Raw genomic sequence first — 15,018 nt, forward strand, 5'->3', positions numbered from 1 at the left:
TTATTGAACCGCAGTGACCCAAGGCTGCCAAGTGTCGGCATTCGCCTCCATCCATTCTGCGACAACCTCTTCGACGTCGCGGCCATTCTGGTCGACTTCCAGGATCAGCGCGTTCTGCACGTCGTTGGTCAAATTCATCAGATCCGCCAGCGCATAAGCATCGGCGAAATCGCTCTGGAAACTGGCCGACGCGATCTTGGCAACGCTGGCCTGCTGGAACCCGCAGGCCTCACCGCGTGTCTGGTCGGCCTCGTCACATTCACCATGGGCGCTGTCCCATTCCACCCAGTTCATCTCGACCTCGGCGAAGACCCAATGGGGCTGCCACATCATCATCAACAGCGGCTGTTCGGCGGCCAGGGCGCCCTGCAATTCGGCCAGCATCGCACCCTCCGATCCACCGGGCACCGGGCGGAACGGCAGGTCGAGCAATTCCACCAGATCGGACGACCGCGTGCCCCAATCGGCGGGATAGGTGATCAGACGGCCATTGGGGAAGGTGTCGGCGGCAGCGAAGGCCTGCGCGCAATCATAAAGCGCTTCGTAGGATGGCAGGCCGGGGCAGAGCTCTTCCATATAGGGCGGATAAATCCAGCCTTCCTGCGGCTCAAGCCCCAGATCACCGATCACCAGGATATCGCCGCTTGCGACGGCATCGTCATAGAAATCGCCGGTATTGTTGGTCCAGAATTCGGGCTGGAAGTGGATGCCGCCTTCCATCATGGCCGCAATCTGCGGCACGGCGCCCGCGGTCACGAACTCGATCTCGTGGCCCAGTTCTTCGAACAGCGCGCCCGCGATATGGGCCGAAATGTGCTGCCCCGTCCATTCGTTGATCGCAATGCGGATCGGCTCGGCCTGGGCGCCCGCGGTCAGGGCGGTCAGCGCGGCGGCGGCGCCAAGCAAGGTTTTGGCGGTCATATCCGGTATCTCCTCGTCGGAATTCTTTTCTTTTGTCTGGTCAGAGCCTGTTCGGCCCGCGATGGCTCAAGGTGTACCGGTATCCCGCCCCCCTTGGCCACCCTTTAAGACAGGTCTGCGCAGTCTTGGTCCCTGGCGCGCCTGGCACCATGGCGCGTTGCGCGGGCGATCAGACCGGCGGATCGGGCGGATCTTCGGCAAAACGCTGCGGTCTCAAACCGGCCTGAAACCAAGTCAGCAGAGTATGAACGGAGAAGACGGGCCGCCCAATGGCGCGGCTGATATCGGCGGCATAAGGCACCATATTGGTGCATTCCAGCAGCACCGCGCCGGTTTGCGGATGCGCTTGGATCAGCCGCTCTGCCGCCGCCATCAGATCGGCGCGACAGGCCTCGACATCAAGCTGTGGCTGATCGCCGAGGATCGTGCGGGCAAAGGCACCGTTCGGATCGGAGCCCATGACGGGCGTGCCCTCTGGCACCTGCGCAGCGGCCAGATGCGCCGGGCTCAGATCATCCGCTGAGATCGTCAGAATGCTCACATGGCGACCGGGCGGCAACGTCGCGGCGATCATTGGCGTCTGCATCAGCGCCGAGGTGGCGACCGGCACGCCCAAGGCCTTTGCCAAATCGGCCTGCAGCAAGGTCAGGAACCCGCAGGTTGTCACGATCCCGTCGCAGCCCATTACCACCAAGTCGCGCCCGGCGGCGATAAAGTCCTGCACCAGCAAAGTCGGATCGCGGCGCACGATGGCCTCCGGCGTCGCACCGGGCACAATGCGGTACTGCACCGGGAATGAAAAGCTCGCCGCATTGCCAATATCGCCCGGAATCCTAGGAAACTGCGTGTCCAGCATCAGGATCCCGACCGAGGCGCCGCCGTTCATATCGCTGCCCCTAATAGGTCGCGGCGGCGCGCGCCGATTGGCCATATTGCCCCGCCATCATCCGCAACAGGCGGCTGATGCGAGAGACCTGGTCCGCCTCGATCCCCAATTCGCCAAGCGCATCCAGCAACAATGTATTGCGGATCTCGCGGTAGCGCGCGCAGATCCGCGCGCCCTCTTCGGTGGTGATCACCGTCTTTTCCTTGCCGCGCCGCCCTTCCGAGACGAGCCCCGCCTTGCCCAATTTCTTGATCGCGTAGTTCACCGTGTGGGTGTCTTCGATGTTCAGCACCAGACAGATATCGGCCAGCGTTTTGGGCCGCCCGCGGTGATGCGTCGAATGCAGAACCAACACCTCCAAAGGCGACATATCCGGGTGCCCGGCCAGAGCCATCGCGCGGACCATCCAGCGATGGAACGCGTGATTGCAGAGCGTCAAACCAAACTCGAACTCCGACAATTCCGGAAAAGCGCTATCGGCCAGATGCGCGGACGAGACGACATATCCAAGATCTAGATCCACCATGCCCAAATGTTTGGCGCTCACCGACAAAATGTCAACAAAATGTTGACGTATTGGATTTGAAGCACGAGCATACCCCAACAGGGGGCGATGGTATGGCGATTCGACAGCAAGGAAATCAGGGATGACATCCCCTGCTCCGACGCTTGTAATCGGCGCGGGGATCGTCGGGGTCTCGACCGCGATCTGGCTCAGGCGGGCGGGGGTGCCGGTGATGCTGGTAGATCGCGCCGCGCCTGGGCAAGGTACCTCCTACGGCAATGCCGGGGTATTGGCGAATTGCTCGATGGTGCCAGTGACCGCGCCGGGCCTGATCCGCAAAGCGCCCGGAATGGTGCTCAACCCCGACTTTCCGCTGTTCCTGCGCTGGTCCTATCTGCCGAAACTCATGCCGTGGCTGGTGAAATACCTGCGCCATGCCAACGATGCCGACACACGCCGGATCGCGCGCGATCTGACACCGATTGTCGAAGACGGCGCCGATCAGCACCACGCTTTGGCCGACGGCACCCGCGGTGCCGATTGGGTGGTCGATAGCGACTACACATTCGCCTATGCCAACCGCGCCGCTTTTGACGCCGACGCCTATACCTGGTCCTTGCGCGCGGCGGCAGGCTTTCACCCCCAGATAATCGAGGGCGACGCGGTTCAGGACTATGAGCCGAATTTGGGCCCCGAGGTGACCTGCCTGGCGGTGATGAAAGACCATGGGTTCATCCGCGACCCGGGCGGCTATGTGGCGGCACTGGCCGAGGAATTCCAGCGCCTCGGTGGCCTATGGCGACAGGCGGAGGTCCGTGATTTCACCTTTACCGGCGACAGGGTCAGCGCCGTGGAAACCGACCAGGGCGCGATCCCCTGCGCCAATGTCGTTCTGGCGACCGGGGTGTGGTCCAAGCCGCTGATGCGGCGGCTCGGTCTGCGGGTGCCGCTGGAAAGCGAGCGCGGTTATCACATCGTCTTCAAGGGCGCGACCGGCGGGCCGTCGATGCCGATCATGATGGCGGCGGGGAAATTCGTCGCCACGCCGATGGCCGAGGGGTTGCGCTGCGCCGGTGTGGTAGAGTTTGGCGGGTTGGAGGCCGGGCCGTCCAAGGCGCCTTTTGCGATGCTGCGGCGCCAGGTGACGCGCGCCTTTCCCGGATTGGCGGCTGAGGATGAGATCGAATGGCAGGGTCACCGCCCTGCCCCCGCCGACAGTTTGCCCCTGATCGGACAGGTCGGCCGGACCGGCGTTTATGTGGGCTTCGGCCACCATCACATCGGTCTGACCGGCGGCCCCAAAACGGGGCGCCTTCTGGCACAGATCATGACCGGGCAGACCCCCAATATCGACATGACGCCCTATGCGCCGAGCCGCTTCGCCGGAGGGCATGCGTGAACACGGATTATCAAAAATATCGATGAAGGAGAAACATCATGAAAAAAATTGATACAGCAATCTGTGTCGCGGCGGCGCTGGTGGCGTTTCCGGCGGCGGCGGAAACCTGGGACATGCCGATGGCCTATTCCGGGTCGAACTTCCATTCGGTGACCGGCGCGGAGTTCGCGCAATGCGTCACGACCGGTACCGGCGGCGAGATCGAGATCGTGACCCATCCGGGCGGATCGCTTTTTGCAGGCGCCGATATCAAGCGCGCGATCCAGACCGGTCAGGTTCAGATCGGCGAGCGGCTGCTGTCGGGCCACCAGAATGAGGACGCGCTGTTCGGCTTTGACTCGATCCCCTTCCTTGTGGGGTCATTCGATGAACACGACATGCTGTGGGAGGCCGCAGAGCCCGCAATTTCCGAACTGCTCGCGGGCCAGAACCTGCACCTGCTCTATTCCGTGCCATGGCCGCCCCAGGGCCTTTACTTCAACCAGGAGGTCAACTCGGTCGCCGATATGGAAGGCATCCGCTTCCGGTCGTACAACAACGCCACGGCGCGCCTGGCCGAATTGACGGGCATGCTGCCCGTCACGATCGAAGCCGCCGAGATCAGCCAAGCCTTCGCAACCGGTGTGGCCTCGTCCATGGTGTCGTCGGGCGCCACGGGTTACGACCGCCGCGTTTGGGAAAGCCTGAGTCATTTCTACTCGGTCGATGCCTGGCTGCCGCGCAATTACATCATGGTGAATGCCGATGTCTGGGAGGCCACATCCGAGGCCAATCAGAACGTCGTCAATGCCTGCGCCGCGATGGCGGAATATGCGGGCACATGGCGCGCGCGGGAATATACCGGCTTCACCCTGGCGGGCCTGGCCGAAGGCGGCATGACCGTCGGACCCGCGGGCGACGCCCTGATGGATGAGCTGCGCGGGATCGGTGAAACGATGACCGCTGAATGGCTGGAAGCGGCCGGTGAAGAGGGCCAAGCCATCGTCGATGCGTTCCGCGCGGCCCAAACCGCCGCCGAGTAGCCCGGCCTCGGGGGCGCATCATGGCGCCCCCGTCGCATATCTATTTCCCCCCAAAAAGGTCCGCGCGATGCCCGTGATCCGATCCGCCCTTGATGGGCTCTACAAAGCCGCGGGCGTTGCCGCCGCGCTGTGCCTGATCGCCATCCTGTTCCTGATCGTGATCCAGATGGTGGCGCGCTGGACCGGAGAGGTCTTTCCCGGCGCGCCCAATTATGCGGGCTATGCCATGGCCGCCGCATCGTTCCTGGCCTTCGCCAGCGCGCTGAACAATGGCGCGCATATCCGCGTGTCGATCCTGCTGAAAGCGGTCCCGGACAGGGTCAAATGGGTGCTTGAGATCTGGTGTTTCGCCATGGCTAGCGCCATCGCGGCCTACTTCGTCTACTACGCCTATTGGTTCGTGTTCTGGTCGTGGAAATTCAACGAGGTCAGCCAAGCCCAAGACGCCACGCCATTGTGGATCCCGCAAGCGGTGATGGTGATCGGCGCGGGCATTCTGCTGATCGCCTTTCTCGACAATCTGGCCGCCGTCTTGATGAAAGGGACGCACCGCATGGGCAGTTCCGTGGTCGACCAAAGCTTTGGGGAGTAGCCAGCCATGACCGAGCTTTACGCGATTATCCTGTTTCTATTTGTTCTGTTCCTGCTGCTGGGCACCGGTGTTTGGGTCGGCATCGCGCTGATGGGTGTGGCCTATGTGGGGATGGAATTGTTCACCACGCGGCCCGTCGGCGATACGATGGTCACGACGATCTGGGCCACATCGTCGAGCTGGACACTGACCGCGCTGCCCCTGTTCATCTGGATGGGCGAGATCCTGTACCGCACCCGCCTGTCCGAGGACATGTTCCGCGGGCTGTCGCCCTGGCTGGCGCGCCTGCCGGGTGGATTGGTGCATACCAACATCGTGGGCTGCACGGTCTTCGCGGCGGTCTCGGGGTCGAGCGCTGCGACACTGACCACGGTGGGCAAGATGTCGATCCCGGAACTGCGGCAACGCAAATATCCTGAACATATCGTCATCGGCACGCTGGCAGGCGCGGCGACGCTTGGCCTGATGATCCCGCCCTCGCTCGCACTGATCGTCTATGGAGTCGCGGTCAACCAATCGATCACCGAGTTGTTCTTTGCGGGCGTCTTTCCCGGCCTGGTCTTGGCCATGATGTTCATGGGCTATGTGGCGGCCTACTCGATCCTGTCGAAAGGGTGGGCGCCCACGGTCGAGCGGGTGATGGGCTTTGGCGAAAAGCTGCGAAACTCGGTCTTTCTGATCCCGGTCATGCTGCTGATCCTGGTGGTGATCGGGTCGATGTATACGGGCACCGCCACGGCGACCGAGGCCGCGGCAATTGGCGTGATCGGCGCTTTGGTTCTGGCGGCGGCCCAGGGCTCGCTCAATTGGGGCTCGTTTCGCGAAAGCCTGATGGGCGCCACACGGACCAGCGCGATGATCATGCTGATCCTGGCGGGCGCGGCCTTCTTGAAACTGTCGATGGGCTTTACAGGCCTGCCCCGCGCCCTGGCCGATGGGATCGGCGCGATGGAGCTGACGCGGTTCCAGCTTTTGATGATGTTGCTGGTCTTCTACATCATCCTGGGCATGTTCCTGGATGGGATTTCGTCGGTGGTGCTGACCATGGCCGTGGTCGAGCCGATGGTGGTGGAGGCCGGAATCGACCTGATCTGGTTCGGCATCTTCGTGATCGTCGCGGTCGAGATGGCGCAGATCACACCGCCGATCGGGTTCAACCTATTTGTGCTGCAAGGCATGACGGGCCATGAGATGGGCTATATCGCCAAGGCCGCGCTGCCGATGTTCGGGATCATGGTTCTGATGTGCTTTGTGCTGATCTGGGTGCCGGATCTGGCGATGTGGCTGCCCGAGACCATGCGCGCCGCCCCGCGATGAGGGTCCTGGCCCGGGCGTTGGAGTTCTGCGCCCGGCATGGCCGTTGGGGATTGGTTGTGGGGCTGGTCATTGGGCTGGCCTTCCCAACCCTTGCCCAGGCCATGCGCCCTTACCTGCCGCAAATGGTGGCCTGCCTGTTGGGCATTACCGCGTTTCGGATCGGCTATCGCGCCTCGGTCGGGCAGATCGCAGCGGGGCCGCGTGTGCTGGGCGAGGTTTTGGCGCTGCAACTGGCCTTGCCGTTGGTCGGGCTGGGCGCGATCAGCCTGTTGGGCTTGCAGGGCACACTTGGCGGATTGGCGATTGTGCTGATGCTTTGCGCACCCGCCATCAGCGGCAGTGCGAATTTCGCGGTTCTGCTGGGCCATGCGCCCGCCCCGGCGCTGCAAATCCTGGTCCTGGGCACGGCTTTGTTCCCAGCGACCGCCCTGCCCGTTTTGCTGTTGCTGGGCCCGGCTTTGGGAGAGGTCGGCACGATCCTGTGGACCAGCTTGCGCCTGACGGCGGTGATCCTGGGGGCCACGGGTCTAGGCTGTGCGGCGCGGGCGCTGTTCCTGCCGAACCCGACGCCCGCACAGGTGATGCGGCTGGATGGGCTGGGCGTGGTCGCCTTGGGGGTGATCGTGGTAGGCCTGATGGCGGGGATCGCACCGGTGATGGAAAGCGCGCCCCTGGCCCTGCTCGGGTGGCTGGCGCTGGTCTTCGGGGCGAATTTCGGGCTGCAGATCGTGGCCTATTCCGCCCTGTCGCGCCGCGTCCCGTCGGAGCGGCACGCGGCAGTCAGCCTGATCTCGGGCAACCGCAATGTGGCGCTGTACCTGCTGGCCCTACCGCCAGAGATCGTGGACCCGCTTTTGCCCTTCATCGGCTGCTACCAATTGCCGATGTATCTGACGCCCCTGTTTATGCGGTGGCTCTACCGCCCGAAGGCGCCGGACCCACCGCGAGTGGGCTAGGCCGCGGCCTCGCCGGGGTTCTTGCCCAGGATGATCATGCTGAGCAGATCGTCATCGGTCACATCATCGACATTCACCGTGCCGACCAGCTTGCCGTTTTTCATCACGCTGGCGCGGTCACACAGGTTCATGACCTGGTGCACATCGTGGTCGATCAGGAAGATCCCGATCCCCTCGGCCTTGAGCTGCTGGATCAGCTCCGAGACCATCTGGGTCTCATGCGGGCCCAGGGCCGCGGTCGGCTCATCCATGATCAGGATGCGGGCATTGAAGTAAACCGCACGCGCAATCGCCACCGATTGCCGCTGACCGCCCGACAGCGCCGAGACGGGCGCGTTGAACTTCTGGAAATTCGGATTCAGGCGCCCCATGATCTTGCGGGTCTCGGCCTCCATCGCGCTGTCATCGACCAGGCCCAGGGGCGTCACCAATTCGCGCCCCAGAAACAGGTTCGAGGCCGCGTCGAGGTTATCGGCCAGCGCGAGGGTCTGGTAGATCGTCTCGATATTATGCTCGCGCGCATCGCGGGGATTGGTGATGGTGACGGGCTTGCCGTTGATCCGGATCTCGCCGCTATCGGGCGCATAGGCCCCCGACAACATCTTGATCAGGGTGGATTTCCCCGCGCCGTTATGGCCCAGCAGACCCACGACCTCGCCGGGATAGAGATCCACCGACACATCGTCGACGGCGTGGATCCCACCGAAGGAGATCGACATGTTGCGCATTTCCACGAGTGGTGTGTCGGTCATCTCAGCGCTCCCCAATGCGGCGGCGATAGGTGATGTCGATCAGAACGGCCAGAACCAGCACCGCGCCAACGACGATGTTCTGATAGGGCGTCGGCATGCCGACCATGGCCATACCCGATTGCAGGCTTTGCATGATCAGCGCGCCCAGGATAGCGCCGTAGATTGTGCCCGCCCCGCCCGACAAGGCCGTGCCGCCGATCACCGCGGCGGCGATCACGCGAAGCTCATCCAGCGTGCCGATATCGTTGGTGTGGTTGGCCAGACGGGCCGAGGCGACGACCGCCGACAAGGCACAGAGCGCGCCCATGATGGCAAAGATCTTCACGGTCAGAAGGCGCGTGTTGATCCCCGACAATTCCGCCGCATCGGGGTTTCCGCCGGTGGCGAAGATGTAGCGGCCGAGCCGCGTGCGCTTGGCCACGATGGTCAGGACGATGGCGACGGCAATCAGGACGAAGACCGAGAGCGGCAGGCCATAGGCTTGTGTGAAGCCCTCGGGCATCACCTCGCCGCGCGCTTCAAACATCCGCGCCAGGCGGCGTTCCGGGATCATGTAGGAGTTCAGGACCGCGATGAAACCCAGCACCGCGCCCACCGTGATCAGCGACAGCGTTACCTCGGCCCAGACGGGTTTGACGGTGAAGCCATGGCTGGCCTTGGATTGGCGCGATTTCCACATCGCCATCACCGCAGCCGCCGCCAAGACGATACCGACGATCCAGGACAAAGTCGGCCCAAGCGTGCCGTTGGTGCCCCCGAAGGTCAGGAAGGTGGAATCCAGTGGGCCAATCGTTTGGCCATTGGTCAGGAACCAGGCCACGTTTCGCCAGACGAGAAAGCCGCCGAGCGTCACGATAAAGGCCGGGATCGTCAGATAACCGATCAACCAGCCGTGGAACGCGCCGATGGTGATGCCTGCAACAAGGCCAACGACGATGGTGATCGGGCCGGTCGCGGGATGGTTCAGGCCAAGGCCCAGCAATTCGGGCAGGATCTCGGTCTGGGTCATCGCCATGATTGCCGAACAGGTCGCCAACAGCGCCCCCACGGACAGGTCGATATGGCGGTTCACAATCACAAACACCATACCGCAGGCCATGATGGCGACCGAGACGGTCTGGATCGTCAGATTGAAGATGTTGCGCGGCGTCAGAAAACGCCCATCGGTCAGGAAATCGAAGCCGATGCACAGCAAGATGAAGGCGCCGATCATGCCCAACATGCGCATGTCCAATTCCATCTGCTGGAAGAGGGTCTTGCGCTGTGATGGCAACGGCTGAGTGGTGGTGTCGGTCATGTCCGGCTCCAGCGAATGGGCAACAGGATACAGCAAACTGTTCTGAATTTCAGGGGGGTGTTGGGTGGGACGCGCCCCGCAAACCGCGTTGGTGGCGGGGCGCGTCGGATCGTGAGTGATGTTATGCCAAGCGGAGTGGCATCTTCAGATCAGTTGCAGGGTGCGGGGCCGTCGGTGACGCCCTGGCAGAGCGCGTCCAGCTCGATCCAACCGGCATCGACGACAACCGACAGGTTCTCGGCGGTCACGGGCACCGGCTCAAGGAACATCGAGGTCATGGTGGTGCCACCCGGAGACGTCCATTCCTGGGCGCCATCGACATCCGCCATGGCCGTGCCACCGGCCAGAGCCACGGCGATTTCCGCAGCGGCGGTGCCCAGATCGCGAGCGTCTTTCCAGACGGACACGGTCTGTGTGCCCAGCGCGACGCGGTTCAGCGCGGCATGGTCGCCGTCCTGACCCGACACCGGAATGCCGTCCATCCCCTGGGCCGTCAGCGCGGCGACAACGCCACCGGCCGTGCCGTCATTGGAGGCCACGACAGCGTCGACTTCGTTGTCGGCGGCGGTCAGGATCTGTTCCATGTTGCGCTGCGCATTGGCGGGCAGCCAACCATCGGTATAGGCCTCGCCCACAATGGTGATCGCGCCGCTTTCAACGGCCTCTGCCAGGATCTCGTCCTGGCCGCCACGCAGGAAGTCCGCGTTCGGGTCGGTGGGCGAGCCCATGATCATGACGTAGTTGCCTTCAGGCTGCGCCTCGAACACGGCGCGGGCCTGCATCCGGCCCACCTCGACATTGTCGAAGGTCAGGTAGAAGGCGCGGTCATCTTCGATCAGGCGATCGTAGGCCACGACCGGGATGCCTTCATCGGCGGCAAGCTGCACGGCCGGGCCAATCGCGGCGGCATCCTGCGCCAGAATGATCAGCGCATCGACGCCCTGGGCGATCAGGCTTTCCACATCCGACAATTGCCGCGCCGACGAGGATTGCGCATCGGCCGACAGGTAACCGGCACCTGCCGCTTCCAGCGCCGCAACAATGGCCGCTTCGTCGGTCTGCCACCGCTCTTCCTGGAAGTTCGACCAGCTTACGCCCACTGTGATATCTTGTGCCAACGCTGCCGTTGACATGGTTGCCGCCAGCGTACCGGCCGCAAGTACGTTAAGAACTTTCATTCTTTCCTCCCTAAATTCAATGCCGCCGCGTCCCTGTTTTGGCGGCTGCGATGCGGAGCTTATCAGCTTTTTTTTGGATATCAAATTAATTCGATGGAAAAGTGTCTGCTGCCCGCCAACCCGCTTGAAAAATTATTTTTTATGCTGAAATAATATAAGCGTGAAGGGGGATGCTGTGCCGCAATCGAAGAAATCACACCACGGTCAGGACCAGCGCGAAAGCGGTCGGCAGCAGGTTTTCGATGCGATCCGGCAGGCTGGACGAATCGCGCGGATCGACATTGCCCGTGAAACCCAGGTCAGCCCCGCGACGGTGACGGCCATCACCTCTGAACTGTTGAGCGCTGGCCTGATCTCGGAGGTGGCGCCCGACGGCGAGCCCAGCCCGAGCGGCGCCAAACGCGGACGGCCCCGTGTCGCGCTGAAGGTGCGCGGCGACGCGTATCTGATTGCGGGCATCAAGGTGGCTGATCGTCAGGTGACGGTCCTGCTGGTGGATTTCGAAGGACGCTCGATTTGCGACCACAGCCATCCAATTGAGCCGCTTCCGGTGGCGCCTGACGCGATGGTCGCCCTCATCCGCGAGGTGTTGCAGACCGCCTGTCAGAAAGCCGGGCGCGATCTATCGGACATTGCGGGTGTGGGTTTGGGCCTGGCGGGTCTGATCGATGCCACGCGCAACTTTGTTTATTGGTCGCCGAACTTGGATCGCCGCAATGTGGAACTTGGCGAGATCCTGGATGCGGCGATGCCGTTTCCGTTCTTCCTCGACAATGATGCCAATCTGGTGGCCAAGGCGGAACAGCTTTTCGGGGATGTGAAGGGGACCTCGGATTTCATCGTCGTCACAATCGAGCAGGGCGTCGGGATGGGGATCGTGATCGATCATCAGATCTACCGCGGCGAACGGGGCTGCGGCGCCGAGTTCGGGCATACCAAGGTGCAGTTGGACGGCGCGCTGTGCCGCTGCGGGCAGCGCGGCTGTCTGGAGGCCTATGTCGGCGATTATGCCTTGCTGCGGGAGGCCTCGATCCACAGCCCAACCGGGGTGATCACCGATCTGCCGACATTGATGACCCGTGTGAAGGCCGGAGATCCAACCACCAAGTCCATCTTCGACCGTGCGGGGCGGATGTTCGCGATGGGTCTGGCGAATATCATCAATTTCTTCGACCCCGAATTGATCATCTTGTCGGGCGAACAGATGAGCTACAACTTCCTCTATGATGAGGCGGTCATGGAAAAGGTCCGCGGATCTGTGGTGCAGGTTGACGCGCCTTTGCCGGAAATCCGCGTTCATAAATGGGGCGATCTGATGTGGGCCAAAGGGGCGGCAGCCTATGCGATGGAGGCCGTGTCGGCCCGCAAGATCCGCGAATTGGCCGCCAACCATGCGGCGTAGCGCGATCGCGGTTGCGCTGCTGGCCGCCTTGCCTGCAACGGCGCAACCGGCTTTTGAACCGCGCCCCCTGCCCTCTCATATCTATACCGGTGGGTGGGAGCATTTTGTGGGCGGCGGGTTGGCGGCCTTCGATTGTTCCGGCGATGGGTTACCCGAGCTATACGCGGCGGGCGGGAGCAATCCGGGACAATTGTTCCTGAATGGATCGGAGCCCGGGGGCGACCTGACCTTTGCCCGCACCGAAAGCTCGGGTTTAGAGATCACAGGCGTGATTGGCGCCTATCCGTTGGATATCGACAGCGATGGGGTCCTGGATCTGGCGGTGCTGCGGGTAGGTGACAACCTGTTGCTGCGCGGTACGGGCGATTGCCGTTTCGCGCCGATGGAGATCGGGTTTCAATCGGGCGAGGCGTGGAGCACCGCGTTTTCGGCCACCTGGGAGGCGGGCGCCGAGCTACCGACGCTGGCCATCGGCAATTACGTCGACCGCGCCGATCCCGAGGGGCCGTTCGGCACCTGCGATGCCAATCGGCTCTACCGCCCGGAAGGCGACGCCTACGCCGCGCCATTGGCGCTGGAGCCTGGATTTTGCGCCCTGTCGATGCTGTTCACCGACTGGGCCCGCACCGGGCGGCCCGATCTGCGTGTGTCGAACGACCGTCATTACTATGTGCGCGGCGGAGAAGAGCAGCTTTGGGCGATGGAAGACACGCCAAGGCTCTACGGGCCTGAGGATGGCTGGGCCTCGCACCAGCTTTGGGGCATGGGCATTGCCAGCCGCGATCTGGACCGAGACGGTTTGGCGGAGGTCTACCTGACCTCGATGGGCGATCAGCGGTTGCAGATCCGCGAAGGGGATGGGCCAAGTTACGTCGATGCGCGCTATGAACAGGGCGCCACGGCGCATCGCCCCTATACCGGCGGTGATGGGCGACCCTCCACCGGGTGGCACGCGGCCTTCGGCGATGTGGATAATGATGGCTGGTCGGATCTGTTTGTGACCAAGGGCAATGTCGAGCAGATGCCGGGCAGCGCGATGGACGATCCCAACAACCTGCTGATGGGTGGCGCCGAGGGCGTGTTCACCGAAGCGGGGTTGGAGGCCGGGATCGCCTCGCTGCATCGTGGGCGCGGCGGCGCGCTGGTCGATCTAAACGCCGACGGGCGGCTTGACATCGCGGTGGTCAATCGCGGCGCGGAGATGGAGCTGTTCCAGAACGTGACGCCGGATATCGGCCATTGGCTGGCCGTTCTGCCGCTGCAAGAGGGACCGAACCGCTTTGCCATCGGCGCCCATGTGGAATTGCGTGCAGGCGATGCGCTTTGGGTGCAAGAGATCACCGTGGGTGGTGGCCATGCGGGCGGGGTTGCCGGGCCACTGCATTTTGGGATCGGCGCAGCAGAGATGGTGGATATCCGCGTCATCTGGCCCGAGGGTGCGGTGTCGGATTGGCCGGGGATTGCGGCGGATCAGACCGTGACGCTGACGCGTTAATCGGCGACGGGCAAGCCGCTCGGCACCGTTTCGGGAATGCCGAGCCGCCCTGAAATCGAGCTCTCGTCGGTCAGGGCACCGAGAAACGTGATCAAATCCTGGATATCGGCGGGCGACAGCGACATCGGCGCAAGCTCATTGGCCTCGGCAATCGCCGCCAGAGCGTCCGGGTCGTCCATGATCCGCCAATCCTGCGCCCCCGGCAGATCCGGCAATACCACCTGCGCGCGGTCATAGGCGTAAAGGGCGCCGACCGGGTCGAGGTGGTGTTCGATCACCGCTTGAAGCGTCGCATAGGCGCCGGAATGGCCATAGGGTGCGGTCTCGGTGATATTGCGCAGGGACGGCGTGCGGAATGCATAGGCATCCGCCGGATCCCCGGTGACCCGCATACGGCCCTCATCCAGAGCGTGATCCTCGAACCGGGCGGCCTTGCCAGGGCCGAGCTGCGGCATGGCGATGGCGTGGAAATCGTGATCGGTCTGGAACAGGCCCGCATGGCACGCGGCGCAGTCAGCCTCCCCGTAAAACAGTTCCATCCCGCGTAATTCCGCATCGCCAAGCGTTCCGGTGCCCGCCAGATAGCGATCAAACAGGCTGTCATCGGCGCGCCATTCGAAAATCATGAACTCCGCCAGCGCATCGGAAATGGCGGTGAAGGTCACGGGCTGGTCCGCGCCGATCAGCACGTCGAATTGCGCGCGATAGCCGGGCACTGCCTCGACCCGCGCGGCAATCGTATCCCACGCCCCGCCGGGCAATGACAGATGGCCCAGACGCACGGCTTGGGCGACGTCGTTTTCCGAATAATGCCCCGCCATCTCATCGGGTGACAGCACCGGGAACATCGATTGCGCCGACAGGATCGAGGCAAAGCCTTCGGCCATCGCATCGCCCAAGGGTGTGCGGATGCCGTTGGGGCGGCTTTCATCGGCCTCTAACCGGCCATCGTGGAACATCACGGTGAATTCGCTGGCACCGAGATTGAACAGGCCCGGCGCATTGCGCGGGATGCGCTGTTCGGGACGATTGTCGGCATCGATGACGCGATCCGGCCCCAAGCCGACACCGCCATCGCCCAGCCCCAGCGACAGGCCGTCGCCGGTGCCGAAACGGGGGTGATGGCAGGTGGCGCAGGCAACTGTCTGACTGCCCGATAGGATCGAGTCGTAGAACAATTGCTGGCCCAACACGACGGCATCACGGTTGAGGTCGGGAAACTCCGCCGGGGGGAAATCGGGTTCGGCCAGGGCGGGCACGGCGGCCAGACCCAACAATATATGCACCATCCCCCGC

General features: G+C 63.2%; 14 protein-coding genes. 7 read left to right on the forward strand and 7 right to left on the reverse strand.

Translation table 11 applies throughout. The features are described from left to right. The 3 genes from V8J82_RS02460 to V8J82_RS02470 all read right to left on the reverse strand — a co-directional run bounded on the left by V8J82_RS02460 (position 1) and on the right by V8J82_RS02470 (position 2,333). Complete coding sequence (locus V8J82_RS02460) at positions 1–921, reverse strand: ABC transporter substrate-binding protein (protein WP_339971790.1); 921 nt, start codon at positions 919–921, stop codon at positions 1–3. 169 nt (positions 922–1,090) lie between these two features. Continuing rightward, positions 1,091–1,807 carry an aspartate/glutamate racemase family protein gene (locus V8J82_RS02465; RefSeq protein ID WP_339971792.1) on the reverse strand — a complete coding sequence of 239 codons (717 nt, stop codon included), beginning with the start codon at positions 1,805–1,807 and terminating at the stop codon, positions 1,091–1,093. 10 nt (positions 1,808–1,817) lie between these two features. Continuing rightward, positions 1,818–2,333 (reverse strand): winged helix DNA-binding protein, encoded by a 516-nt coding sequence (locus V8J82_RS02470; protein WP_339971794.1) that lies wholly within the window; start codon positions 2,331–2,333, stop codon positions 1,818–1,820. Between the two features lie 121 nt (positions 2,334–2,454). Between V8J82_RS02470 and V8J82_RS02475 the strand changes: the two genes are divergently transcribed. The 5 genes from V8J82_RS02475 to V8J82_RS02495 all read left to right on the forward strand — a co-directional run bounded on the left by V8J82_RS02475 (position 2,455) and on the right by V8J82_RS02495 (position 7,598). Then, positions 2,455–3,711 (forward strand): NAD(P)/FAD-dependent oxidoreductase, encoded by a 1,257-nt coding sequence (locus V8J82_RS02475; RefSeq protein WP_339971796.1) that lies wholly within the window; start codon positions 2,455–2,457, stop codon positions 3,709–3,711. A gap of 38 nt (positions 3,712–3,749) precedes the next feature. Continuing rightward, a complete protein-coding gene (locus V8J82_RS02480) occupies positions 3,750–4,733 on the forward strand; it encodes a TRAP transporter substrate-binding protein (protein ID WP_339971798.1) in 984 nt (327 codons plus the stop codon). Positions 4,734–4,800: 67 nt separating this feature from the next. Then, on the forward strand, positions 4,801–5,325 hold the full coding sequence (locus V8J82_RS02485; RefSeq protein WP_339971800.1) for a TRAP transporter small permease: 525 nt from the start codon (positions 4,801–4,803) through the stop codon (positions 5,323–5,325). 6 nt (positions 5,326–5,331) lie between these two features. Continuing rightward, positions 5,332–6,642, forward strand: a complete 1,311-nt coding sequence (locus V8J82_RS02490; RefSeq protein ID WP_339971803.1) for a TRAP transporter large permease — start codon at positions 5,332–5,334, stop codon at positions 6,640–6,642. Next, positions 6,639–7,598, forward strand: coding sequence for a hypothetical protein (locus V8J82_RS02495; protein ID WP_339971805.1), 960 nt, complete (start codon positions 6,639–6,641; stop codon positions 7,596–7,598). Before V8J82_RS02490 ends, V8J82_RS02495 begins: the two co-directional genes overlap by 4 nt. Here the strand turns inward: V8J82_RS02495 and V8J82_RS02500 are convergent. The 3 genes from V8J82_RS02500 to xylF all read right to left on the reverse strand — a co-directional run bounded on the left by V8J82_RS02500 (position 7,595) and on the right by xylF (position 10,825). Beyond that, complete coding sequence (locus V8J82_RS02500; protein WP_339971807.1) at positions 7,595–8,350, reverse strand: ATP-binding cassette domain-containing protein; 756 nt, start codon at positions 8,348–8,350, stop codon at positions 7,595–7,597. The two genes, V8J82_RS02495 and V8J82_RS02500, sit on opposite strands and share 4 nt — an antisense overlap. Position 8,351: 1 nt before the next feature. Next, complete coding sequence (locus tag V8J82_RS02505; protein ID WP_339971810.1) at positions 8,352–9,647, reverse strand: sugar ABC transporter permease; 1,296 nt, start codon at positions 9,645–9,647, stop codon at positions 8,352–8,354. 149 nt (positions 9,648–9,796) lie between these two features. Then, positions 9,797–10,825, reverse strand: coding sequence for a D-xylose ABC transporter substrate-binding protein (gene xylF / locus V8J82_RS02510; protein WP_339971812.1), 1,029 nt, complete (start codon positions 10,823–10,825; stop codon positions 9,797–9,799). A gap of 160 nt (positions 10,826–10,985) precedes the next feature. On the opposite strand from xylF, the gene V8J82_RS02515 reads away from it, so the two are divergent. Together V8J82_RS02515 and V8J82_RS02520 are read left to right on the forward strand one after the other, a co-directional pair. After that, positions 10,986–12,227: an ROK family protein gene (locus tag V8J82_RS02515; RefSeq protein ID WP_339971814.1), complete on the forward strand. Its 1,242-nt coding sequence runs from the start codon at positions 10,986–10,988 to the stop codon at positions 12,225–12,227. Next, entirely contained in the window at positions 12,217–13,722 is a 1,506-nt protein-coding gene (locus V8J82_RS02520) for a CRTAC1 family protein (RefSeq protein WP_339971816.1), read from the forward strand. Before V8J82_RS02515 ends, V8J82_RS02520 begins: the two co-directional genes overlap by 11 nt. Here the strand turns inward: V8J82_RS02520 and V8J82_RS02525 are convergent. After that, entirely contained in the window at positions 13,719–15,011 is a 1,293-nt protein-coding gene (locus V8J82_RS02525; RefSeq protein WP_339971818.1) for a cytochrome-c peroxidase, read from the reverse strand. The genes V8J82_RS02520 and V8J82_RS02525 overlap by 4 nt on opposite strands. Positions 15,012–15,018 lie beyond the last annotated feature (7 nt).

Source organism: Gymnodinialimonas mytili, assembly GCF_037544085.1.
GTDB classification, from domain to species: Bacteria; Pseudomonadota; Alphaproteobacteria; order Rhodobacterales; family Rhodobacteraceae; genus Gymnodinialimonas; species Gymnodinialimonas mytili.